Source organism: Phyllobacterium myrsinacearum (assembly GCF_002980555.1).
GTDB classification, from domain to species: Bacteria; Pseudomonadota; Alphaproteobacteria; order Rhizobiales; family Rhizobiaceae; genus Phyllobacterium; species Phyllobacterium myrsinacearum.
The window spans coordinates 106,892-128,876 of sequence record NZ_PVBT01000010.1; the positions used below are offsets into that span (position 1 = coordinate 106,892).

Genomic DNA, 21,985 nt, shown 5'->3' on the forward strand with positions numbered 1-21,985 from the left:
CTACAGACCTAGATATAGTGGTTAATGTACATTTTTCCAATTCTTAGCCTATAGGCTATCCACGGATCATGGCCAAAAAACGCCTGATTGACACGGAAATCTGTGCCTGAACCCTGCGGTATGGCGCAGATCAGGCGTGAGCAGGGCCAACCTTTTCCCGCAATTTGATCCGGACGCTATGGTCTGACCTGAAAGGTGACCGTGTGCGCTACCTGATCATCTGAATTCCCGCCGATTCCGGCTGTGCAATGGGAGACTGGGCGCCGAAAAACGCCTTGACCTCGGCAAAGTCGAGACTGCCGCTTTCGTCGCGATCGATTTCCCTGAAATGATCGGCAAAATAGCCAACACCGGCTTTTTCCGCCGAAGCGACGGTGACGCGCTGCGTGGCAGGGTCAGCAGCCCGGTCGAACAGAGAGCGGATACGCCGGTCGACAGCGCTGCCTACGCCCTCCGGCGTGATCGGCTCGGGACGTTCCCGTCCCGGCTGGTCATGCGAAGGAATGGCGCGCAGCATGCGCGTCCGCATGTCCGGATCCGGCCGGGTCAGATTGATGGAATCCCCGGCATGGGAAGCCGGCGCTTGAGCGCTGACGGCGAGCAAGACCGCGGTGATCCACAAAGCACATTTATTCATGGCTATCCCCTCCTGCGAGCGGCGCATTCAACGCGGCAATCATGTTCGTCTGGGGCTGTGCATAGAATGCATCGAGATCCTGCATGACATGTTCATAGGAACGGGTCTTGCCGGGCAGGATGCCGTGACCGCCCTCATAGGTTTTGACCGGCACCTTCACCGCCAAGCCAGCGCGCGTTATGTTCAGTTCCGTTTGATGAAACACGGTGTTGAGGTCGTAATAGCCGTGCTGGATGAGAACTTTCAGGCTGGGGTTCAAGGTCAAGGCAAACGCCATATCCGGAAGACTGGTTGCGAACCTGCGTTCGGCACCAGGCAGCCTTGGATCAGGCAAGTAATTCCAGTTGTCGATGATGCGGCCGTTGAGACCCAGATACTCCGACGTCGGCTTGTAATTCATGAAACTGGCCTGATAGGTCTTTATGAAATCGTAATAAATATCAGTCCGGTCCAACATCGGATCGATTGTCTGCCTGGGCAAAAACTTCCGTCCGTCATTGATGAAAAGCTTACCCTGCGCCGGATCAAACCTTTCAAGGAATTGCAATGAATTGAGATTGGGGGTTTCGATCCAGGGATTGTCCTTGGGCATATCCCCTTTCTGGTACGGTTTGCCTATGCCGGTAAGCGTGTAGAGCCTATTGAGGAAATCTTCAGCATTGGGTTGACCTGCGTCCGAAACGGACCAGTTGGGTGCCTTGAGGTAAGCGTCCCAGTTGATTCGGTCAGAGGCCGCTTGCGAAACACCCGGGAATACGGCCCGATACAGACTGTTGAAAGTGGTGGCAAATGCGCGGACATCCGACAGGAATCTCGCAATCTTTGGGGCCACAGATGCTGGATCGGCCGTTGTCAGGTCCTCGGCCGTCAGACCCTGACGTCCTGCGGGTTTGCCGTGATAGGCAGCAACCATGGCGTAGGTGGGCAGCGCTCCCCCGCAGGAGAAGTTGGATCGGCTGCAGTCTGTTTTAATGTCCAGCATGGGCGAGTTCAGGATCAGTCCGGCAAGGATATTGGCCGGTTTGCCATCCGGGCCAGCCATATAGTCGCGGCTGCCACTTTCGATGAGCCGGCGCCCGATGATGGGCGCACGCAGACCGCCATAGGATACACCGTAAATATATTTCGGCGAGCTTTGCCGGCCGGTGAGGTTGACGTAACGGGTAATGAAATCACGCAGGACTTCAGCATCGCTGTCGACGCCCCAGAAATCCGCATTTTCATGCGGCCGGATCGCTGTGGAATAGCCCGTGCCAACCGGATCGACAAACACAAGATCGGTTTTGTCGAGCAGCGTATCAGGATTATCGAGCAGCCTCAGTTCCGGCGACACCGGATCGGCTTTCTTCGGCCCAAGGAAATCGAGATCCAGAACTGCAGATGCGCCGCCCGGCCCGCCATTGAAAACGAAGGTAACCGGGCGGGTTTCGCGCGGCAGGTCATCACGCGTATAGGCCGTATAGAAAATGGCGGCTTGCGCATCGAGCCCAGCCAGATCAGCTGGCTTCGGTGGGGCACTTTCCCAGTCATAGGCGATCATATGACCGGCGGTTGCGGTGAACGGAATGACGTTCCCCTTGAGGTTGATCGTCTGTGCCTTGCTGGAAGGCGTTTCGCTCACGGCCAGGCGGTCCACCGCATCGTGGAGCCCATAGGCAAAGACGGCACTCCCGGGCACCGGCTGTACAGGCTTGGGCGCCGGGGTGGTAAAAGTTCCTGACGAGGCGGTTGAATCGGATTTTCCGGAATCGGAACCGCCACTGCAGGACGCGAGAAACACCGCCAGCAGGAGCCAATACAGGCGAAAAGCCATGGTCACAACCTCACAATATAAATCGATAAAATACTTAAACTATTGATATAATGAGATAAAAATTGAAAGCATATCTGGTTTTCGGCCGGCCGTTTCGACTGACTCACAAAAATGGCAGCCTATGGGATGAGTACACCCCGCCCGGCCATCCCTCGTCAATTAGCCATTGGTCGATAGGCCAACGGCAAACCGGCGAAATGCCGGGGCATTGCAGGAATCAGGGTTGAATGGGTGGACATCGGGAAACACCATCCCCACATTCCGGGTCTGGAGGCTGCCATATGGACACTGTCAGAACCGCATTCATTCCCCCCGCACCGGTGCCGCGCACGGGCCCGGTTGGTACGATCGAACTGATCCGCACCATTTACCGCAATCCGCTCGAATTGTGGGGAGAGCCGTCCTACAATGAACCATGGGTATCCATCGACTGGGCCTTCCAGCACACGATCATCGCCAATGATCCCGGCCTGATCCGCCATGTCCTCGTCGACAACGCCAGGAATTACAAGATGGCGGCGGTGCGCCAGCGCATCCTGCGCCCGATCCTGCGCGACGGACTGCTGACGGCCGAAGGCGAGACCTGGAAACGCTCGCGCAGGGCGATGGCCCCGGTGTTCACCCCGCGCCACATCAACGGTTTTGCCGCAGCGATGAAGCGGACCACGGAAAGCTTTGCCGAACGCTATGAAAGCGTGGCAGGCACCATCGACGTGTCCCGCGACATGACGATGCTCACCTACGATATTCTGGCGGAAACCCTGTTTTCCGGCGAAATTGCCGGCGAACCCGATGAATTCGCTCATGAAGTCGACCGCCTGTTCGAGACAATGGGGCGGGTCGATCCGCTGGACCTCCTCGGCGCGCCGGGCTGGCTGCCGCGCTTCACCCAGATCCGCGGCCGCAGGGCACTGGCCTTCTTCCGCAAGATCGTTGCCGAGACGATCGTCCTGCGCAAGGCGCGCATGGACCGGGATGGCGATGCCGTTCCCAACGATTTCCTGACATTGCTGCTGCGCGCGGAAGGGCCGGACGGACTGTCGCGCGCCGAGATCGAAGACAATATCATCACCTTCATTGGTGCCGGGCACGAAACCACGGCACGCGCGCTGGGCTGGACGTTCTATCTGCTGGCGCAGGCGCCATGGGAACGCGATCTGATCGAGCAGGAAATCGACGCCTTCATGCAGCAGGACCCGCTGCCGGCGCCGCATGACTGGCTGAACGCCCTGCCCTTGACGCGGGCCGCCTTCGAGGAGGCCATGCGGCTCTACCCGCCAGCGCCGTCGATCAATCGCGAACCGGTGGAAGACGACCAGTACAAGGATCTGCATATTCCCAAGGGGTCCGCCATTCTGGTCATGCCGTGGACGGTGCATCGCCATCGCCTCTACTGGGACAATCCTGAAGCCTTCGTGCCCTCGCGCTTCCATCCGGAAAACCGCGACAAGATCGACCGCTTTCAGTACCTGCCGTTCGGCGCCGGGCCGCGCGTGTGCATCGGTGCCAGCTTTGCGCTGCAGGAGGCCATCATCGCGCTGGCAACGCTGCTGCACCGCTACCGTTTCGATACGGTGGGCACCGCAAAGCCATGGCCGGTGCAGAAACTCACGACGCAACCCGATGGCGGACTGCCCATGGCGGTTTCGGCAAGGCGGTAGGGAATGGCTGCCAGACAACCAAAATCCTCACCCATTGATTTCACCTGAAATTAAAGCTATATTCCTTTCAGATGAAAGGTTTGGATATGTCGGCACTCACCCAACGCACACCGGAACACACCAGCAAGACCGCCGTTGTTTCCAAGGCCTTGCTGCGGTCGTCCGAACTGCTCGGGCTGACCGCCAAGGAACTGTCGACCGTGGTCGGCCTGTCGGAACCCAGCATTTCGCGCCTGAAGCGCAGCGAGGATGGCGCGCCGCTCACCGGCAAGAGTTACGAACTGGCGCTGCTTTTCATCCGGCTCTATCGCTCGCTGGACGCCATTGTCGGCGGTGACGACAGCGTCGCCCGGCAGTGGATCCGCACCGACAACAGCATGCTGGGGGGCAAGCCGCTCAACCGCATCAAAACCATTGACGGTCTCGCCCATGTCCTTGCCTATCTGGACGCCCGACGCGCTCCGATCTGAGGCGCGCGACCGGCATGGCGCCTGCTGGCGTCTCGTCGAGGCACAACACCGCGTTTCCACCATGAAACTTGTCGATACGCTCGACGAGCAGGCTCTGCTTGAGGACGAGATCGAAGCGACCAAGCCGCCTTTGCCGCCGGATTGCGCCCGGCTCGATTATCTCCTGGCAACACCGTTCCGCTACGGCCGTTATCCCGGCAATTCCCGCTTCCGGCGCGAGGGCTATTCCCCCGGCGTGTTCTATGCCAGCGAAGCGGTTGAAACGGCAGTGGCCGAGACGGCATTCTACCGCCTCCTGTTCTTCAGCGAGAGTCCGGGAACACCTTGGCCGCGCAATGCGCTGGAATTCACCGCATTCGAAAGCCGCTATGCAACCAAGCGCGGCATTGATCTGACGGCAGCCCCCTTTGCCCGGCATGCGGAGTACTGGACCCACCTGACCGACTATTCGGCCTGCCTTGCGCTGGCCGACGCGGCGCATCAGGCAGGCATCGAGATCATCCGCTACCAGTCGGTGCGCGACCCCGCGGGCGGCGCCAATCTGGCCCTGCTCACATGCGGCGCCTTTGCCATGCCGCGCCCCACGCATACGACCACGTGGCGGCTGGTGTTTTCCGATTACGGCGTCAAGGCCATCTGCGACCAGCCGGACATCCGGCTGGGTTTCAGCCGCGCGATCTTTGCCCGCGACCCGCGCATGGCCGGGGTGCTGCGCCGTTAAGACGAACCGAGCCGCACGGCGTGCCAGGCGATATGATCGGCCATGAAGGTGGAAATGAAGAAATAGGAATGGTCGTAGCCATCGCGCATGTGGAGCGTCAGCGGAATGTTGGCATGCCGGCACGCCTCTTCCAGGAGCCACGGGCGCAGGCCGTCATCGAGAAAGCCGTCGGCCTTGCCCTGATCCACCAACAGTTCCGGCACGCGGTGACCGTCCTCGATCAAAAGCACGCTGTCATAGGCGCGCCAGGCCGCCTCATCGGTGCCGAGATATTTTTCAAAGGCCGGACGCGACCAGCCCGCGACACCCGGCCGGGCGATCGGGGCGAAGGCGGAAACCGAACGGTAACGGCCGGGGTGTTTCAACGCCAGCGTGATGGCGCCGTGCCCGCCCATGGAATGACCGAAAATACCCTGCCGCGCCATATCGACGGGAAAATTGGCGCCGATCAGCGCCGGCAGCTCCTGCGCGATATAGCTCGCCATGCGGTAGTTGGCGGCATAGGGCGCCTCGGTCGCATCCAGATAAAATCCGGCGCCGGACCCGAACTGCCAATTGTCCTTTTCATCCGGCACGTGATCGCCGCGCGGGCTGGTATCCGGGCAGATGATGGCAACGCCGTGCGCGGCCGCCGCCCGGCGGTATTCGCCTTTATCCATGACGTTCTGGTGGGTGCAGGTGAGGCCCGAGAGATACCACAGCACCGGCACCGGGCCATCCTTGGCCTGCGGCGGCAGGAACACCGCAAAAGTCATGTCGCACTGGCAGACATCGCTGCGATGGCGGTAGACACCCTGCGTGCCGTCAAAACTTCTGGCGATCGATAGCGTTTCCATGACAATTCCCGTGGTTTTTTGAGCTGATTACTGGCCGAGCGCGACAGCGACATTGACCGCCGCTGCGACAAGCACCGTGTTGAAGAAGAAAGAAACGATGGCGTGCAGCAGGTTGACCCTGCGCATTTCGGTGCTGGTGACCGCCGTATCGGAGGTTTGCGCGGTCATGCCGATAACAAAGGAGAAATACAGAAACTCGATGCCGCCCGGCTCCTTTTCGCCGGGGAAATCCAGCCCGCCCACATGTTTGCGCGGCTTGTCCTTGGTGCCCTCTACCGTTTCATCCGGCTGCCAGTAGAGATGGGCATAATGGATGGCGGCCATGGCATGGATGGTCGCCCAGCCCAGCGGCACGGCGGCCAGCGCGGGCACAAGATTGATCAGCTGCGGGTTCTTGCCGCTGTTGATCAGCACGAAAAGCGAGCCCACCGCCACGACAACCGTGCCGAGGGTAACGGCAAAGATGATCGCCATGGGTTCGTCGGAACGGGCGGCATTCTTCCGGAGAAAATCCGCCGTCAGCCGGCGGATCTTGAACGCCGTCAGGATGAGATAGACGATGAAGAAGGTGTTTGCCCCGAGCACATAGGCAAGATGCGGATAAAACATCAGGGCAAGCGCCAGCGCGGCGAGACCGGCGATGGCGGCGATATAAAAGGGGTTGTGCCGGCGCAGCATCGGCCGTCTACCGCGATGTCTGGGCCGTCACGGGCCGCTGCATGTCGACATGGGGAATACCGTCTTCCAGATATTCGCCCGATACCGGCAGAAAGCCGAAGGATTCATAAAACCGCTGCAGGTGGCTTTGTGCCGACAGCGCGATGGGGCGGCCGGGAAAGCGGGTTTCGCAGGCGGCAATGGCCTCTGCCATCAGCGTCTCGCCGAGCCGCTGGCCGCGATGCGCGGGCGAAACGACGACCCGGCCGATGCGCGCCGCATCCATGCCGCCATGCGGCGGGCGCAGGCGGGCGCTCGCCACCAGCGCATCGCCCTGGAGAAGCCGCAGGTGCAGCGCTTCGCCATCCTTGCCGTCGAGTTCCGGATAGGGGCATTTCTGCTCGACCACGAAGACATCGACCCGCAGGCGCAGCATGGCATAGAGATCGCGCGGGCTGAACGCATCCATCCCGCGCACATCCACCCTGTAGCCGTCACCGGCCATCAGAAGACCACGACCGAGCGGATCGATTTGCCCTCATGCATCAGGTCGAAGGCGGTGTTGATGTCCTCGAGCGGCATGGTGTGGGTGATGAGCGGGTCGATCTCGATCTTGCCTTCCATGTACCAGTCGACGATTTTCGGCACATCGGTGCGCCCGCGCGCGCCGCCAAAAGCCGTGCCGCGCCAGTTGCGCCCGGTAACGAGCTGGAACGGCCGCGTTGCGATTTCCTTGCCGGCTTCGGCCACGCCGATGACGATGCTGGTGCCCCAGCCGCGATGGCAGCATTCGAGCGCCTGGCGCATGACATTGGTGTTGCCGGTTGCATCGAAGGAGAAATCCGCGCCGCCATCGGTCAGATCCTGAATGGCCTGCACCACCTTGTCGTTGCCGACCTCATTGGGATTGACGAAATGGGTCATGCCGAATCTTTTCGCCATCTCGACCTTGGCGGGGTTGAGATCGACACCGATGATCTTGTCGGCGCCGACCATGCGGGCGCCCTGGATGACATTGAGGCCGATGCCGCCGAGACCGAACACCACCACATTGGCGCCGGGCCAGACCTTGCCGGTATAGATGACGGCGCCGATGCCCGTGGTCACGCCGCAGCCGATATAGCAGATCTTGTCGAAGGGCGCGTCCTCGCGCACCTTGGCCAGCGCGATCTCAGGCAGGATGGTGAAATTGGAAAAGGTGGAGCAGCCCATGTAATGGAAGACTTCGCCGCCGTCGCAGGAGAAGCGGCTGGTGCCGTCGGGCATGACGCCCTGCCCCTGGGTCGAGCGGATGGAGGTGCACAGGTTCGAGCGCTGCGACAGGCAGGTCTTGCACTGGCGGCATTCGGGCGTGTAGAGCGGAATGACGTGGTCGCCGACCTTCAGCGAGGTGACGCCGGCGCCAAGCTCGCGCACGATGCCCGCGCCCTCATGGCCGAGAATGGCGGGAAATTTGCCTTCGGAATCAAGGCCGGAGAGCGTGTAGGCATCCGTATGGCACACGCCGGTGGCCATGACCTCCACCAGAACCTCGCCCGGCTTCGGCCCGCCGATCTCGATGGTTTCGATGGTCAGTGGCTTCCTGGCTTCCCAGGCAACGGCGGCGCGCGATTTCATGCGGATTCTCCCTGATGCGTCTTTCAAAGTGCGGTCTACTGATTTGCAGTTGTGCACTATCAGGATCACACCGGGGATCGTCAATCAAATCGGCGACATTTCTGGTCGGGGAAGGCGCTTCTTGACGCGCCTTGCTCCCGCAGCGGCTTTCTCTTACTCGACCACCTGCACCTTCTTTGCAGCCCTTGCTCTTGCTGCCGGGAGGGGCGAACGCGCATCAAGGAAGGTCTGCACATCATCGAAGGTAATGTAACCGTCCCGGTCCTTGTCGATCTGTGCAAAATGCTCGGCGATGAAGCCCCAGCCGGCGTTGCCTGCCGCTTGCGCAGTCAGAAGATGATTGGACGATGCAACTGCATCGAACTTGGCTCGCAGTTCCTGATCAAGCTGCCTCTGGATCGAGATTGCATCCTGCTTGACTGATTTTGTGCCTGGCTCAGGACGCCAGACACGATCACCGGCTTGGGCTGACCCACCAGCCAGCGAGGTCAGGAGGAGCGAAATGAAGATTATGCGGGACATGGATCGCTCTCCTATTTGAGGGCTGCAGCGGGGATGGGTGCGGCGTCTTGCGACAATGCAGGACGCAAGGATTGAGCTTTGGCAATCGTCGGCCCGGTGCCATAGGGCGGCGCGTCGTAGAATTCATCGAGCGCCTTTATCAGCGATGGCCGCGATTCCTGGGCATAATAGATCATGTGCCCACCCACGAAATTCTTTACCGGAACCCGTTTGTCGAGAGCAGCATCTTTAAGGTCAAGCTCTGAGCGATGGAAAGGCGTTATTGTGTCGTAGTAACCATGCACGGTCAAAAGCTTGAGCGAAGGATCGCGCGCAATGGCCGCCACGATATTGGGCAAACCAGTTGCACCAGCCTTGTCTTGCCAAAGCTCGAATGCCAGCTCTGGTCCTTTCACCGCATCCGGATCCGGCGTCTGCCAGGACGCATTGATATAGCGCGCGCGCGGCTTGTAGTTGACATGTGCCGGCAGGTAACTGGTGATCCTGTTGTTCAAGGCATCTTCTTCGAAGTGATCGAAATTATACTTCAATGCCTTAAAGCCCAACTTCGGATATTTCGGATTTAATTCTTTTAGTTTTACATGCATTCGCCCATCATAGGCATTGAAATCATAGCCGGGCATCAAGGCTGCAGCGTACGGTTTGAAATTTAGTTCGCCCCCGGAGTAGGCGGGTATTCGCTTCGGAAGGCCTGTATAGGGCGAGGCGATAAAAGTTAGGTCGCGGGCGTATTTTGCGGCAATATCCCCGAGGGTTGCGGCGTAAGACTCAAGCGAGGTCTCTTTGCTGCGCGCGGTGGATTTTCCCAGAGCGTCGGCGACCATGGCAAAGGTGGGAAAGTCGCCGTCGATCTGATCCGCACTGCTGTAGTCGAACACAGGTGAATGGAACACAGATCCAGAGAGGGCCTTGAATTTGGATTTGTCGGCACCTTCGGCCTTCTCATAACCGTCAGTGCCTGCATCCACCAATGCCAGGGTGAGTTTGGGCACGCGGATGCCGCCGGCATAGGATTCGCCATAGAGATATTTCGGCGATTCCTGCCGACGATTGAAATTGATGTAGCGCGTGATGAATTGCCTGGAAAGTTCAACGTCCTTGTCAGTCGCCCAGAAGGTCAGATTGGTATTTGGGGCGATGGCTTCGGAAAATCCGCTGCCCGGAACAATGTCGACAAAGACGAGATCGGTCCTGTCGATCAGCGACTCCTGACTGTCGATGAAGGGAAATTCCTGCGGCCGCCCGTCGGCCCACACATCCGGCACGTTGAGCGCATCGATGACAACATGTTTGGGTGCCCACGAGGCGAGATGCAGATAGACTGATGAAGCGCCCGGCCCACCATTGAAGAAGAAGGTGACAGGACGATTTTCCTTCGACAAATCGTCGCGCGTATAGGCTGTGTAGAAGATTGACGCCTGTGGATACTGCTTTTCCGGATTCTTGGCATAGGCGGTCAGATGACCGGCCGACGCGGTGTACCAGAAGCTTTGCCCGTTCAGCGTCATCTTATGGTGCATCACAGCGGGTTTTTCATCGATAGCTGCAGCAAGATAAGCACGCGGGAGGCCGCTATATTTGGCGTTGTCTTCGAGCACATAGTCCGCGGGCGCGTAGAGCTTGTACGCTTCCTCGTCCAGACCAGCTCTTGCATAGAGCGCCGCCACGGCCTTTTTAGGCGCAATCTTCGTTAGTTCACCGGCCGCCTCCGCAATCTTGCCCTCAACCAGGAAGGCCTCAACCGTACGCAGCAAGCTATTTTCCACAGTCAGACCAGCGGCTTCGAAAATTTTGGCAGCGTCGATAAAATGTCCCGCTTCGATCAGATCGTCGGCACGAATATGAGCAGTTTCAAGCGATACTGCTTCGGGCTGGATTTTAGCTGTGGGCGCTTCATTCGATTCCACAGCAGCAACGGGCACCGCTTCGGACGCAAACGTGCTTTCGGAAACGGGACTGTCGGCACTGTTGTTGCAGGCGGCCAATGCAGCCAGCATTGACAGCGAGAGAATTCGTAATTTCATGTGTGAAAAATTCCCCAGTTTTAAAAATGCTTTTGAAAAAGGCCAAGCTGTCAAATGGGATGAGGTGCTGTCAATTGAGCGAAAGTCTCAACAACCGGAGAAACGTTGAGAGGTTGTGACCGCCCGCATCCCTCCGTCACCACAGAGAAAAGGATGGACTTAACGCCACAAACCTTGTCAAAACGGCCGGAGATTTCACCACTGGATTTTGCCGTGCCTGACCTGCCCCTCCTGCCCGTGACCGAGATTTTTCCCGCGCTGGACGGTGCGCTGGCGGGCGGCACGGCGGCGGTTGTGGTGGCGCCGCCGGGCGCCGGCAAGACCACGCTCATTCCGCTGCATCTCCTCCATGCGCCATGGCGCGGCGACCGGACCATCATCCTCCTCGAACCGCGCCGTCTTGCCGCCCGCGCTGCCGCCAGCCGCATGGCCAGCCTGCTGGATGAGGAGGTGGGTGCCACCGTCGGTTACCGCATGCGGCTGGAAAACAGGGTGTCGGCGAGGACGCGCATCCTCGTGGTGACCGAAGGCGTGTTCGCCCGCATGATCCTCGACGATCCCGATCTTGCCGGTGTCGCCGCCGTGCTGTTCGACGAATTTCACGAGCGCAGCCTCGATGCCGATTTCGGCCTGGCGCTGGCGCTCGACGTGCAGGCGGCGCTGCGCCCGGACCTGAAGCTTCTCGTCATGTCGGCCACGCTCGACGGCGCACGCGTGGCGCAGCTTCTCGGCGATGCGCCGGTGCTGGAAAGCAAGGGCCGCTCCTTTCCCATCGAAACGCGCTATCGCGAGCGCAGGCCGGATGAGAAGATCGAAGAGGCCATGGCGCGGGCGATCCGCGATACGCTGGCAACGGAAACGGGCAGCATTCTGGCCTTTCTTCCCGGGCAGCGCGAGATCGAGCGCACCGCCGAAGCGCTGGAGGGGCGCGTGGGCGCCGATACGCTGATCGTGCCGCTTTACGGCGCGCTGGAGGGCCGCGACCAGGATGCGGCGATCCGCCCGGCGCCGCCGGGCAGGCGCAAGGTGGTGCTGGCGACATCCATCGCCGAGACCTCAATCACTATTGACGGCGTGCGCGTCGTCATCGACAGCGGCCTGGCGCGGCTGCCGAAATTCGAACCGGCCACCGGCCTGACCCGGCTGGAGACGGTGCGGGCGGCGCGCGCGGCGGTGGACCAGCGCGCGGGCCGTGCCGGACGCACGGAGCCCGGCATTGCCCTGCGCCTGTGGCGCGCCGAACAGACGGCGGCGCTGGAGGCCTTTGCCCCGCCGGAAATTCTCGAGGCTGATTTGACCGGCCTCGTGCTCGACTGCGCTGCCTGGGGCGTTGCCGACCCGCGCAGCCTGGCCTTTCTCGATGCGCCGCCCGCCCCCGCCATCCGGGAAGCCAAGGTCTTGCTCGACAATCTCGGGGCGCTCGATGGCGACCGCATCACCCCGATGGGCCACGCCATGCGCGCCCTCGCCCTGCCGGCCCGCCTTGCCCATATGGTGCTGACCGCGCGGGAACGCGGACAGGGCGGGCGCGCGGCGGACCTCGCCGTGCTCCTCACCGAACGCGGACTGGGCGGCAATGACATCGACCTCGACGTGCGACTGGCACGTTTTCAGCGCGAACGCGGCGAGCGGGCAACGCGGGCGCGCGGGCTGGCAAAGCGGCTCGCCGGGCGGGATGCCGTGCAGGGCACGGAGCCGGAAAGTGCCGGGCGCCTGCTGATCGATGCCTATCCCGACCGCATTGCCAAGGCGCGCGGCAACGGCCAGTTCACGCTGGCCAACGGCCGCGGCGGCGACATGGATGCGGCGACCTCGCTGGCGCGCGCGCCGTGGCTCGTCGTCGCCGATCTGGCGGGCCGGGCCGGCAAGGCGCGGATACTGGCAGCGGCGGAGACAACCGAAGCCGAGATCCGCGACGCGCTCGGCGATCGCATCGTCAGCGGCCGGCAGGTCACCTACGACGCAAACCGCAATGCGCTGCAGGCGCGCGATGCCACCCGCATCGGCGCCATTGCCCTGGCGGAAAAGACGCTGCCCGCCCCCAGCGGCGATCAGGCCAATCAGGGCGTCGTCGAGGCGGTGCGCAGCCATGGTCTTGATATCCTGCCCTGGCCGAAGGAGGCGACGATCCTGCGCCGCCGGCTTGCCTGGCTGCACAAGGGCCTCGGCGCGCCCTGGCCGTCGATGGCCGATGCCGACCTGATCGCCGCGCTCGACGACTGGCTGCTGCCGTTCCTGCCCGGCACGGCCAATCTCAACCAGATCCCGGCGCATGTGCTTGTCGAAGGGCTGCGCGCGCTGGTGCCCCATGACCTGCAGCGCCGGATCGATGCACTGGCTCCGACGCATTTCGCGGTGCCGACCGGCTCGAACATTCGCATCCGCTACGATGCGGATGACCCGGTTCTCGCGGTGCGCGTGCAGGAACTGTTCGGGCTCGGGGTTCATCCTGCCATCGCCGGCGGAACCATCCCGCTGCTGCTCGAACTTCTCTCCCCGGCGCACCGGCCGATCCAGATCACCCGTGACCTGCCGGGCTTCTGGAAAGGCTCCTGGGCCGATGTGCGCAGCGACATGCGCGGGCGTTATCCCCGGCATGTCTGGCCGGAAGACCCGGCGCAGGCGCTGCCCACGGCCCGGGCCAAACCGCGCGGCACATAGGCGCGCGGCAAACGATGCAAAACGAGAATTCCCTTTGCATCGGGTTTGTTCTAAAGCTCGCCCATGGTTCAAGAATTCAGCATACGTTCCTCATACCTGTCGCGGCGGCTGCGGCTGACGACGCTGATCCGCCTGCGCTGGCTGGCCGTGGCGGGCCAGAGCATCGCGGTTCTCTTCGTCGCGCTCTATCTGAAATTTCCGTTCCCGGTCAGCATCTGCTTTGCGCTGATTGCCTGCTCGGCGTGGCTGAACCTCCTTTTGTCGTTTCGCTACCCGATCAACCACCGGCTTGAACCGCGCGCGGCCATCACCGTTCTCGCCTTCGATATCCTGCAGGTGGCGGGCCTGCTCTACATGACCGGCGGGCTGCAAAATCCCTTCGCCGTGCTGATGATCGTCCCGGTCATCATCTCCGCAACCTCCCTGCCCGCCTCGTCGACCGTAACGCTCGGTGTCCTCGTGACGGTCTGCGCGACGGCCCTTGCCTATTTCCACCTGCCCCTGCCCTGGTATCCCGACCAGACCTTGCAGCTGCCGTTCGTGCTGATTGCAGGGGTGTGGTGTTCCGTTGTTTCGGCGCTGGTCTTCACCGCCGTCTATGCCTACCGCGTTGCCGAGGAAGCCCGGCTTCTGGCGGATGCGCTCACGGCGACTGAACTCATCCTGCAGCGCGAGCAGCATCTTTCCGCGCTCGATGGCCTTGCCGCGGCGGCGGCGCATGAACTGGGCACACCGCTTGCAACCATTGCGCTTGTCGCCAAGGAAATGCAGCGGGCGCTGGCGCAGGACGATCGCTTCGCCGAGGATATCGAGCTGTTGCGCTCGCAGACCGACCGCTGCCGGGAAATCCTGAAACGGCTGACCAGCCTGTCCTCCGAAAGCGAGGAACACATGTCGCGGCTGAAGATTTCCTCGCTGATCGAGGAAGTCATCGAGCCCAACCGCAATTTCGGTATCGGCATCGAGGTGACGAAACTGCGCGGCGAAGGCAACGAGCCGGTCATCCGCCGCAATCCGGGAATCATTTACGGTCTTGGCAATCTGGTGGAGAACGCAGTGGACTTTGCCCGCGAAACCATCCAGGTCTCCTGGGGCTGGACCGACAAGACCGTGCAGATCGTCGTTGCCGATGACGGCAAAGGTTTCCCGGCTGATATTCTCGACCGAATCGGCGAGCCCTATACCACCGGGCGCGACCGCGAGAGCAATGAACATGGCGGCGGCCTCGGCCTGGGGCTGTTCATCGCCAAAACCCTGCTGGAGCGTTCCGGCGCCGCCATCACCTTCCGTAATCGCAATGATCCGGGGCAAGGCGCAGAAGTTGTCGTGACATGGCCGCGCAATCAACTTGATGAACAAAACGGATAACCTTTGACTTTTTGTTCATTGCGAACCATTAACGGAGTATATTTATAAGAAATGAGCAGGAAACCCTGATGGAACACACGGATCAGGACGATATTGCGGCCATAGGCGGCGATCGGACACTGTTGCTGGTCGACGACGACAAGCCCTTTTTGCAGCGCCTGGCGCGCGCCATGGAATCCCGCGGTTTCACCGTTGCAACCGCTGAATCGGTCGAGGCGGGACTTGCCAGCGTCAAGACACATGCGCCGGCCTATGCGGTGGTCGACATGCGGCTGGGCGACGGCAACGGCCTTGATATCATCGAGGCAATCCGGGCGCGCCGCGAAGACACCCGCGCCATTGTCCTGACCGGCTACGGCAACATCGCGACAGCGGTCAATGCCGTCAAGCTCGGCGCCATCGACTACCTGTCCAAGCCCGCCGATGCCGATGAGGTGTTTGCCGCGCTGACCCGCCGCTCCGGCGCCAAGGTTGCCCCGCCGGAAAACCCGATGTCGGCCGATCGTGTCCGCTGGGAACATATCCAGCGCGTCTATGAAATGTGCGACCGCAATGTTTCCGAAACGGCCCGCCGTCTCAACATGCACCGGCGTACCCTGCAGCGCATCCTTGCAAAGCGCGCCCCGCGCTGACCTATTCCATATCCGTTTCGGGCAAGTGAATTCCGGACAATTCGGCCAGTGTCATGCGCGCCGCGCTGACCCGCGCAAAGCGCAGGGTCATCGCCTTGCGCGTCGCCCCGGACAATTTGTGCTCGGGCGCCTCACGCAGGATTTCCGCGCCATAGCCATCCGACAGGATGAACCCGCAGTCCTGCGGGAAAATATCAGCGGGAACGCCGGGATGGGTGGCAAAGAACAGCCGGTCGCAATGGGCCCGGTAGTCCGGCCATTTCTTGTCGACCTTCCAGTCCTCGATCGATGATTTGATCTCGACAATCCAGATCTCACCGCTGCGCGACACGGCAACCAGATCGGCGCGCCGTCCCGAAGCCAGCGGCAGTTCCGGCATCACCGCCAGACCAAGGTCAAGAAACAGCCGCTGCACACCGCGGCGCACCAGCATGGCGTTCTCTGACTGACGACCATCGATGAGTGGGCTGGTCTGACCGGGAATCACAAGGGGCATGGTGCAAGTATCGCTGAGATCGCTACAACCGAATACGGCAAAAATGCACCACTTGGTTGAGGATAAGTATGGTTAACAGAAAACTACGCTTTACGGTTAATCAAGCATTAACAATAATGGCAGTAATGAGGGAAGACAACTGAATCGCCTTAGATTCGGCTAATACTTGATGGGGTGACTATGCAACTCAAGACAATCGTCCTGGCAGTTGGGCTGATGGGTGCAACTGCTCTGACCGGCTGTTCCACGATCGGCTTCAACTATTCCACTGCCTCCTACTCCTCCGTGACCGACGCCGGTTATGTGCTTCCTGCCATTCCCCGCGCCAAGATTTCCCCGCAGTTCCTGCGTCAGGAAGTTCGCTATGATGGCGGTGAAGCCCCAGGGACAATCGTTGTCGATACCAAGGCAAAGTTCCTTTACTTCGTCCTCGGTGACGACCGCGCCATGCGCTACGGCATCGGCGTCGGCAAGCAGGGCTTTGAATGGCATGGTTCGGCACGCGTTGCCTTGAAGCGCGAATGGCCAACCTGGACGCCGCCGAAGGAAATGATCAAGCGCAAGCCTGAGCTGGCTGAGTTCCGCGACGGCATGGACCCGGGCCTGCAGAATCCGCTCGGCGCCCGTGCGCTCTACCTCTTCAACAAGGGCGGCGATACCGGCTATCGCCTGCACGGCACGCCGGAATGGTGGTCCATTGGCAAGGCCATGTCTTCGGGCTGCATCCGCCTGATGAATCAGGACATCATCGACCTCTTCAACCGTGCCGAGGTGGGTGCGAAAGTGGTCGTGCTGTAATTTGCCGATCGACGATTTGCATGAAAGGGCCGCCCGCAAGGCGGCCTTTTTCATATGTTCCAGGGATTGAGGGTCCGGACCCCTGCCGATGCAAAATCCGCAATGTTGCGGGTTACCACAACCATGCCATGGACCAGGGCCGTTGCAGCGATAAGCGCATCGCGCTCCGATTGAGGATCAGGGACGTGAAGGTGCGCGCAGCGTTGTGCGACAGCCGTGTCCACTGCGAGAACTCTTCCCTCGAACCGCGGCAACACCCAATTGTCCCGCCACAGGCGCAGGATCGCTCCTTGTTGCATATCACGCCGCTCCACGAGCAGCAGACCCTGTTCAATTTCCAGTATCGTGATTGCCGAGATGAAAAAATGAGAGAATGGTATGGTCGACGCCCATGCCATGACGTTCGCATCGGCTCTGTCCGGCCGGCGCATTTCGGAAATGAAATTGGTATCCAGAATAAACATCAGGACAGATCGGCTGGACGAAACCGTATATTCAGACTGGGTATGTCGAAATCAAAATCCGAAGGCTCTTGTTGCGCCAGCACATCGGCGAGGCTCTCCTGTCCTCCGGTGAGCTTCAGATATTCTTCCATGCTCAGGAGGACATGGGCAGGCCTGCCCCGATCCGTGATGAATACGGGGCCATTGTTTGCCGCCTTTTTGACGTCACTGGCATGCTGATTGAATTCTCTGCTCGAAACAGTTGTAATGCCCACAATGCACCTCTTTAAATTGTAGATACGTTACTACAAACCGGAACTGCGGGCAAACATCATCCGGTTACCGCAATCTGATTTATTTGCCGAACTGATTTTTGCCGTGTTGACCTGATCGACATGGCACCCATAGATTGCTGCCGATGCGCATAACCGGGAAGGTCCACATGTTCAAAACCATCGCCACCACGCCGTTCGATGACCAGAAGCCGGGAACGTCCGGCCTGCGCAAGAAGGTTCCCGAATTCCAGCAGCCCAATTACGTCGAGAATTTCATCCAGTCGGTCTTCGATTCCCTCGACGGCTTCAAGGGCAAGACACTGGTGATCGGCGGCGACGGCCGCTATTACAATCGCGATGTCGTGCAGATTGCCGTGAAAATGGCCGCTGCCAACGGATTTGGACGCGTTCTCGTCGGCCAGGGCGGCATTCTATCAACTCCGGCGGCTTCCAATGTCATCCGCAAGTACAAGGCCTTCGGCGGACTCGTTCTGTCCGCCAGCCACAATCCCGGCGGGCCAACCGAAGATTTCGGTATCAAGTACAATATCAGCAATGGCGGCCCCGCCCCGGAAAAAATCACGGAGGCGGTATTCGCCCGCTCCAAGGTCATCGACCGCTATCTGATCGCTGACGCCGCCGATATCGACATCGACACCATTGGCAAGCAGCAGCTTGCCGGCATGGATGTCGAAATCATCGATTCCGTCTCTGATTATGCCGAACTGATGGAAACGCTGTTCGACTTCGATGCGATCCGCGCATTGATCAAGTCGGGCTTCACCCTGCGGTTCGATTCCATGCATGCGGTGACCGGCCCCTATGGCAAGGAAATCCTTGAGCACCGCCTCGGGGCACCGGACGGAACCTGCGTGAACTTCGTACCATTGGAGGATTTCGGCGGGCATCATCCCGATCCCAATCTCGTCTATGCCAAGGATCTCTATGACCTCCTGATGTCGCCGGATGGTCCGGATTTCGGCGCCGCATCCGATGGCGATGGCGACCGCAACCTGATCATCGGCAAGGGCATCTACGTCACCCCGTCCGATTCGCTGGCGATGCTGGCGGCCAATGCGCATCTCGCGCCAGGCTATAAGGCCGGGCTGAAGGGCATTGCCCGCTCCATGCCGACCAGCGGCGCCGCCGACCGCGTGGCCGAAAAGCTGAAGATCGGCATGTATGAGACACCGACGGGCTGGAAATTCTTCGGCAACCTGCTCGACGCCGGCATGGCAACGATCTGCGGCGAGGAAAGCTCGGGCACCGGCTCCAATCACGTCCGCGAAAAGGATGGCCTGTGGGCCGTGCTGCTCTGGCTGAATATCCTCGCCGTGCGCAAGGAGAGCGTCCAGCAGATCGCGCGGGAACATTGGGCCGACTATGGGCGCAACTACTACACCCGCCACGATTACGAGGAGGTGGATTCAGGCGCGGCCAACAGCCTGATCGACGCCTTGCGGGCCAAGCTGCCGACGCTTGCGGGCAAGACTGTGCAGGGACTGACGATCACCAAGGCCGATGATTTTGCCTATCATGACCCCGTCGACAAATCGGTGAGTGAGCATCAAGGCATCCGTATTCTCTTCAACGGCGGATCGCGCATTGTCCTGCGTCTTTCCGGGACAGGCACGTCGGGCGCAACGCTGCGGCTTTATATCGAACGCTACGAGGCCGACCCCAAGCGCCACGATCTTGAAACGCAAAGCGCGCTTGCCGACCTCATCCGCGCCGCCGATGAGCTCACCGAAATCAAGACACGCACCGGCCGCGACAAGCCGAGCGTCATTACCTGAGAACTGCTTCCCTTAAAACGAAGGGCCCGCCAAAGAGGCGGGCTTTTCTTTGTCAGAGCGCAGGGAAAACGTCCTGCTACTCGAAAACAATCGCTGGCGCCGTCCGTCCGGGATCGGCCTTTGCCGCCTGCAGCTGGTCCCAGACCCTGGCGGCGATCTCGCGATAGACCTTCGCCTGCGGCCCTTCCGGATTGCTGATGACGACCGGCTTGCCGGCATCCGACATTTCCCGGATTTCCATCACCAGCGGCACTTCGCCAAGGAAGGGAACACCGAGCCGTTCGGCTTCAGCCTTGGCGCCGCCATGGCCGAAAATGTCGTAGCGGTTGCCGGTATCGGGCGCGATGAAATAGCTCATGTTCTCGACAATGCCGAGCAGGGGCACATCGACCTTCTTGAACATGTTCAGCCCCTTGCGCGCATCGATCAGCGCCAGATCCTGCGGTGTCGAGACGATGACAGCCCCGGCAAGCGGTACCTGCTGCGCCATGGTCAGTTGGGCGTCGCCGGTGCCGGGCGGCATATCGACCACCAGCACGTCAAGTTCACCCCACTGCACCTCGCGCAGCATCTGCGTCAGCGCGGACATCACCATCGGGCCGCGCCAGATCATCGGGGTTTCCTCGTCGACCAGGAAACCGATCGACATGACCTTCAGGCCATAGCCCTCCATGGGCTTGAGCACACGGCCGGAAACGACTTCCGGGCGGCCGGAGAGATGCAGCAGGCGCGGCATGGACGGCCCATAGATATCCGCATCGAGAATGCCGACACGATGGCCGTTGGCCTGCAGACCGAGCGCCAGATTGACCGCGGTCGTCGACTTGCCGACGCCGCCCTTGCCCGAGGCGACGGCAATGATCGCGCCAACGCCGGGAACGCCCGATTTGACCGGGGCGGCGGCATGACCGTGCCCGGACTGCGGCTGGGCCGCAACACGTGGCGGCGGGACTGCACCAGCCGGTGCCGGGCGCTGTGCGGGGCGTTGCGGCGCTGCCGGTGCGGGACGCGGCACCGCGTCATCACTGGTCGGGCCGCCGCGCTTTTCGGCGGTCAGGGCGACAATGGCTCCGGCGACACCCGGCATATTCTTGACAACGCGTTCGGCAGCGGCGCGCAACGGCTCCAGTTCCTGTGCCCGCGCAGCCGGCACAGTGATGGAGAAAAACACCTTGTTGTCAGCAATGAAAATATCCGAGACAAGTCCCAGATCGACAATATTGCTGTTGAAATCAGGCCCGGTCACCGTCTTCAGCTGATCGAGAACCTGATCCTTGCTCACGCCTGCCATGCTTTTTGTCCCTTTTGTTTCTTACCGCTTCACATAGTGCAGTTGAGCAGAAACGCCAATGGGGCAAAGCGCACCTTCCCGCGTGAACGGGGCCGCGTACGGCCCCGTTCCTGGCAGATGAAACTCAGGAGCCAAGGAGAAGCCGCAGCTTCTTCAGGGCTACATCTGTGGTTTCCTTGTAGTCGATGGTGCTCTTCAGGCGGGCATCCCGGTCGAGCAGCATCACCGATGCCGTGTGATCCATGGTGTAGTCGCCATTTTCCGTCGGCACCTTGCGGGCATAGATCTTCCAGCCCTTGATGACCTTTTCCATTTCCTTGGGATCGCCGGTGATGCCGGTGATCCGGTCGGTGAAGGCCGCCGTGTAGCCCTTCATCACCTCGGGCGTGTCCCGTTCGGGATCGACAGAGATGAAGAAGACGCGCAAGTCCTTGCCTTCGTCGCCCAATGCCTTGAGCCAGCCCGCCATTTCAAACAGTGTTGTCGGGCAGACTTCGGGGCAATGGGTGAAGCCGAAGAACAGGGCTGTCGGATGTCCCTGGAATGCCGCTTCGGTGATCGGCGCACCATTCTGGTCGATCAGCGAAAATGGCACGCCCAGCTTCACCGGTTCTATCTCATTGCCCTTGCGGGCGCTGTAATAGGTAAAGGCCAGGAAGATCATCAGAACCGCGATGACCGACCAGAGTGCGATGCGGACGCTGCGGACGTTCATTACTGGCCATGCCCCGTGGAGGTCGCACCGGCGGCTTCCACTTTCAGTTTGATTTCAACCTTGCCGGCTTTCTCGAATTCGAGGGTTACCGGGACATCTTCGCCCTTCTTCAAGGGCTGCTTGATCTCCAGCAGCATCAGATGCATGCCGCCTGGCTCAAGCTCTACGGTTCCGCCGGCAGGAATTTCCACGCCGTCCGCGAGCTTGCGCATTTTCATCACCTCGCCATCCATCTTCATTTCATGGACTTCGACGCGCGCGGCGGCCGGGCTGGAACCGCCAAGCAGGCGGTCCGCCTCCTTGGCCTCGTTGGTAATCGAGATATAACCGCCGCCAACCTTGGCACCCGGCAATGTGGCGCGGGTGAAGGCATCGGTGAACACGAGATTGCCGACTTTGACCGCATCCGTGGCTTCGTGTTTCTGCATCTTGGCTGCATCGCCCTTGCTCATGGCCGCATGGTCATGGGCCCATACAGGCGAGGCAACCGAGGTGGCCAGCAATGCAAACATTGCAAATTTGAGAGTGGATTTCATGGACGTTCTCCAGTTC

At 60.7% G+C, this 21,985-nt stretch carries 22 protein-coding genes; 8 read left to right on the forward strand and 14 right to left on the reverse strand.

Annotated elements, in window-relative coordinates; all coding sequences use genetic code 11:
• Positions 1-208 precede the first annotated feature (208 nt).
• Positions 209-637: an EF-hand domain-containing protein gene (locus tag C5750_RS25045; RefSeq protein WP_130502074.1), complete on the reverse strand. Its 429-nt coding sequence runs from the start codon at positions 635-637 to the stop codon at positions 209-211.
• The gene (locus tag C5750_RS25050) at positions 630-2,450 is read right to left on the reverse strand and encodes a S10 family serine carboxypeptidase-like protein (RefSeq protein WP_105737954.1); all 1,821 of its coding nucleotides are present in this window, start codon (positions 2,448-2,450) and stop codon (positions 630-632) included. The genes C5750_RS25045 and C5750_RS25050 overlap by 8 nt, the downstream gene beginning before the upstream one ends.
• Before the next feature lie 281 nt (positions 2,451-2,731).
• Here C5750_RS25050 and C5750_RS25055 point away from each other — a divergent pair, with 281 nt between their 5' ends.
• From C5750_RS25055 to C5750_RS25065, 3 genes are all read left to right on the forward strand, one after another.
• A complete protein-coding gene (locus C5750_RS25055; RefSeq protein WP_105737956.1) occupies positions 2,732-4,111 on the forward strand; it encodes a cytochrome P450 in 1,380 nt (459 codons plus the stop codon).
• An 86-nt stretch (positions 4,112-4,197) separates the two neighbouring features.
• A complete protein-coding gene (locus tag C5750_RS25060) occupies positions 4,198-4,581 on the forward strand; it encodes an MbcA/ParS/Xre antitoxin family protein (RefSeq protein WP_105738136.1) in 384 nt (127 codons plus the stop codon).
• Positions 4,541-5,302: an RES family NAD+ phosphorylase gene (locus tag C5750_RS25065; RefSeq protein ID WP_105737958.1), complete on the forward strand. Its 762-nt coding sequence runs from the start codon at positions 4,541-4,543 to the stop codon at positions 5,300-5,302. The genes C5750_RS25060 and C5750_RS25065 overlap by 41 nt, the downstream gene beginning before the upstream one ends.
• On the opposite strand, the gene fghA is transcribed toward C5750_RS25065, so the two are convergent.
• The 6 genes from fghA to C5750_RS25095 form a co-directional block, all read right to left on the reverse strand.
• Complete coding sequence (gene fghA / locus C5750_RS25070; RefSeq protein WP_105737960.1) at positions 5,299-6,138, reverse strand: S-formylglutathione hydrolase; 840 nt, start codon at positions 6,136-6,138, stop codon at positions 5,299-5,301. The two genes, C5750_RS25065 and fghA, sit on opposite strands and share 4 nt — an antisense overlap.
• A gap of 27 nt (positions 6,139-6,165) precedes the next feature.
• Entirely contained in the window at positions 6,166-6,816 is a 651-nt protein-coding gene (locus C5750_RS25075) for a DUF1345 domain-containing protein (RefSeq protein ID WP_105737962.1), read from the reverse strand.
• A gap of 7 nt (positions 6,817-6,823) precedes the next feature.
• On the reverse strand, positions 6,824-7,300 hold the full coding sequence (locus C5750_RS25080; RefSeq protein ID WP_105737964.1) for a GNAT family N-acetyltransferase: 477 nt from the start codon (positions 7,298-7,300) through the stop codon (positions 6,824-6,826).
• Positions 7,300-8,412 carry an S-(hydroxymethyl)glutathione dehydrogenase/class III alcohol dehydrogenase gene (locus C5750_RS25085; protein ID WP_105737967.1) on the reverse strand — a complete coding sequence of 371 codons (1,113 nt, stop codon included), beginning with the start codon at positions 8,410-8,412 and terminating at the stop codon, positions 7,300-7,302. Before C5750_RS25085 ends, C5750_RS25080 begins: the two co-directional genes overlap by 1 nt.
• A gap of 153 nt (positions 8,413-8,565) precedes the next feature.
• A complete protein-coding gene (locus C5750_RS25090; protein WP_105737969.1) occupies positions 8,566-8,934 on the reverse strand; it encodes an EF-hand domain-containing protein in 369 nt (122 codons plus the stop codon).
• Positions 8,935-8,945: 11 nt separating this feature from the next.
• Complete coding sequence (locus C5750_RS25095; RefSeq protein ID WP_105737971.1) at positions 8,946-10,958, reverse strand: S10 family serine carboxypeptidase-like protein; 2,013 nt, start codon at positions 10,956-10,958, stop codon at positions 8,946-8,948.
• A 213-nt stretch (positions 10,959-11,171) separates the two neighbouring features.
• On the opposite strand from C5750_RS25095, the gene hrpB reads away from it, so the two are divergent.
• From hrpB to C5750_RS25110, 3 genes are all read left to right on the forward strand, one after another.
• Positions 11,172-13,619: an ATP-dependent helicase HrpB gene (hrpB, locus tag C5750_RS25100; RefSeq protein ID WP_105737973.1), complete on the forward strand. Its 2,448-nt coding sequence runs from the start codon at positions 11,172-11,174 to the stop codon at positions 13,617-13,619.
• Positions 13,620-13,682: 63 nt separating this feature from the next.
• Positions 13,683-14,987: an ActS/PrrB/RegB family redox-sensitive histidine kinase gene (locus C5750_RS25105; RefSeq protein WP_105737975.1), complete on the forward strand. Its 1,305-nt coding sequence runs from the start codon at positions 13,683-13,685 to the stop codon at positions 14,985-14,987.
• A 68-nt stretch (positions 14,988-15,055) separates the two neighbouring features.
• Entirely contained in the window at positions 15,056-15,619 is a 564-nt protein-coding gene (locus C5750_RS25110; RefSeq protein WP_105737977.1) for an ActR/PrrA/RegA family redox response regulator transcription factor, read from the forward strand.
• 1 nt (position 15,620) lies between these two features.
• On the opposite strand, the gene C5750_RS25115 is transcribed toward C5750_RS25110, so the two are convergent.
• Positions 15,621-16,115, reverse strand: a complete 495-nt coding sequence (locus tag C5750_RS25115) for an MmcB family DNA repair protein (RefSeq protein ID WP_105737979.1) — start codon at positions 16,113-16,115, stop codon at positions 15,621-15,623.
• Between the two features lie 180 nt (positions 16,116-16,295).
• Between C5750_RS25115 and C5750_RS25120 the strand changes: the two genes are divergently transcribed.
• Positions 16,296-16,913 (forward strand): L,D-transpeptidase, encoded by a 618-nt coding sequence (locus tag C5750_RS25120; protein WP_105737981.1) that lies wholly within the window; start codon positions 16,296-16,298, stop codon positions 16,911-16,913.
• Between the two features lie 50 nt (positions 16,914-16,963).
• Here the strand turns inward: C5750_RS25120 and C5750_RS25125 are convergent, their stop codons facing one another.
• Both C5750_RS25125 and C5750_RS25130 read right to left on the reverse strand, forming a co-directional pair.
• Positions 16,964-17,377: a type II toxin-antitoxin system VapC family toxin gene (locus tag C5750_RS25125; protein ID WP_199537977.1), complete on the reverse strand. Its 414-nt coding sequence runs from the start codon at positions 17,375-17,377 to the stop codon at positions 16,964-16,966.
• Positions 17,377-17,631 carry a type II toxin-antitoxin system Phd/YefM family antitoxin gene (locus C5750_RS25130; protein ID WP_105737985.1) on the reverse strand — a complete coding sequence of 85 codons (255 nt, stop codon included), beginning with the start codon at positions 17,629-17,631 and terminating at the stop codon, positions 17,377-17,379. The genes C5750_RS25125 and C5750_RS25130 overlap by 1 nt, the downstream gene beginning before the upstream one ends.
• A gap of 167 nt (positions 17,632-17,798) precedes the next feature.
• Here C5750_RS25130 and C5750_RS25135 point away from each other — a divergent pair, with 167 nt between their 5' ends.
• Positions 17,799-19,427, forward strand: a complete 1,629-nt coding sequence (locus C5750_RS25135) for an alpha-D-glucose phosphate-specific phosphoglucomutase (protein ID WP_105737987.1) — start codon at positions 17,799-17,801, stop codon at positions 19,425-19,427.
• Positions 19,428-19,503: 76 nt separating this feature from the next.
• Here C5750_RS25135 and C5750_RS25140 read toward each other — a convergent pair whose 3' ends face one another.
• From C5750_RS25140 to C5750_RS25150, 3 genes are all read right to left on the reverse strand, one after another.
• Complete coding sequence (locus C5750_RS25140) at positions 19,504-20,718, reverse strand: Mrp/NBP35 family ATP-binding protein (protein WP_105737989.1); 1,215 nt, start codon at positions 20,716-20,718, stop codon at positions 19,504-19,506.
• 124 nt (positions 20,719-20,842) lie between these two features.
• On the reverse strand, positions 20,843-21,433 hold the full coding sequence (locus tag C5750_RS25145; protein ID WP_105737991.1) for an SCO family protein: 591 nt from the start codon (positions 21,431-21,433) through the stop codon (positions 20,843-20,845).
• Complete coding sequence (locus tag C5750_RS25150) at positions 21,433-21,969, reverse strand: copper chaperone PCu(A)C (protein WP_245421249.1); 537 nt, start codon at positions 21,967-21,969, stop codon at positions 21,433-21,435. Before C5750_RS25150 ends, C5750_RS25145 begins: the two co-directional genes overlap by 1 nt.
• Positions 21,970-21,985 lie beyond the last annotated feature (16 nt).

Bases quoted from the DNA above. Each gene is read 5' to 3' on its own strand.
- C5750_RS25060 (WP_105738136.1), top strand. From the start codon at position 4,198: ATGTCGGCACTCACCCAACGCACACCGGAACACACCAGCAAGACCGCC.
- C5750_RS25125 (WP_199537977.1), bottom strand. From the start codon at position 17,377: ATGTTTATTCTGGATACCAATTTCATTTCCGAAATGCGCCGGCCGGAC.
- C5750_RS25115 (WP_105737979.1), bottom strand. From the start codon at position 16,115: ATGCCCCTTGTGATTCCCGGTCAGACCAGCCCACTCATCGATGGTCGT.
- C5750_RS25105 (WP_105737975.1), top strand. From the start codon at position 13,683: ATGGTTCAAGAATTCAGCATACGTTCCTCATACCTGTCGCGGCGGCTG.
- C5750_RS25080 (WP_105737964.1), bottom strand. From the start codon at position 7,300: ATGGCCGGTGACGGCTACAGGGTGGATGTGCGCGGGATGGATGCGTTC.
- C5750_RS25045 (WP_130502074.1), bottom strand. From the start codon at position 637: ATGAATAAATGTGCTTTGTGGATCACCGCGGTCTTGCTCGCCGTCAGC.
- C5750_RS25050 (WP_105737954.1), bottom strand. From the start codon at position 2,450: ATGGCTTTTCGCCTGTATTGGCTCCTGCTGGCGGTGTTTCTCGCGTCC.
- C5750_RS25135 (WP_105737987.1), top strand. From the start codon at position 17,799: ATGTTCAAAACCATCGCCACCACGCCGTTCGATGACCAGAAGCCGGGA.
- C5750_RS25055 (WP_105737956.1), top strand. From the start codon at position 2,732: ATGGACACTGTCAGAACCGCATTCATTCCCCCCGCACCGGTGCCGCGC.
- C5750_RS25065 (WP_105737958.1), top strand. From the start codon at position 4,541: ATGTCCTTGCCTATCTGGACGCCCGACGCGCTCCGATCTGAGGCGCGC.
- C5750_RS25085 (WP_105737967.1), bottom strand. From the start codon at position 8,412: ATGAAATCGCGCGCCGCCGTTGCCTGGGAAGCCAGGAAGCCACTGACC.
- C5750_RS25095 (WP_105737971.1), bottom strand. From the start codon at position 10,958: ATGAAATTACGAATTCTCTCGCTGTCAATGCTGGCTGCATTGGCCGCC.
- C5750_RS25140 (WP_105737989.1), bottom strand. From the start codon at position 20,718: ATGGCAGGCGTGAGCAAGGATCAGGTTCTCGATCAGCTGAAGACGGTG.
- fghA (WP_105737960.1), bottom strand. From the start codon at position 6,138: ATGGAAACGCTATCGATCGCCAGAAGTTTTGACGGCACGCAGGGTGTC.
- C5750_RS25145 (WP_105737991.1), bottom strand. From the start codon at position 21,433: ATGAACGTCCGCAGCGTCCGCATCGCACTCTGGTCGGTCATCGCGGTT.
- C5750_RS25120 (WP_105737981.1), top strand. From the start codon at position 16,296: ATGCAACTCAAGACAATCGTCCTGGCAGTTGGGCTGATGGGTGCAACT.
- C5750_RS25150 (WP_245421249.1), bottom strand. From the start codon at position 21,969: ATGAAATCCACTCTCAAATTTGCAATGTTTGCATTGCTGGCCACCTCG.
- C5750_RS25110 (WP_105737977.1), top strand. From the start codon at position 15,056: ATGGAACACACGGATCAGGACGATATTGCGGCCATAGGCGGCGATCGG.
- C5750_RS25090 (WP_105737969.1), bottom strand. From the start codon at position 8,934: ATGTCCCGCATAATCTTCATTTCGCTCCTCCTGACCTCGCTGGCTGGT.
- C5750_RS25075 (WP_105737962.1), bottom strand. From the start codon at position 6,816: ATGCTGCGCCGGCACAACCCCTTTTATATCGCCGCCATCGCCGGTCTC.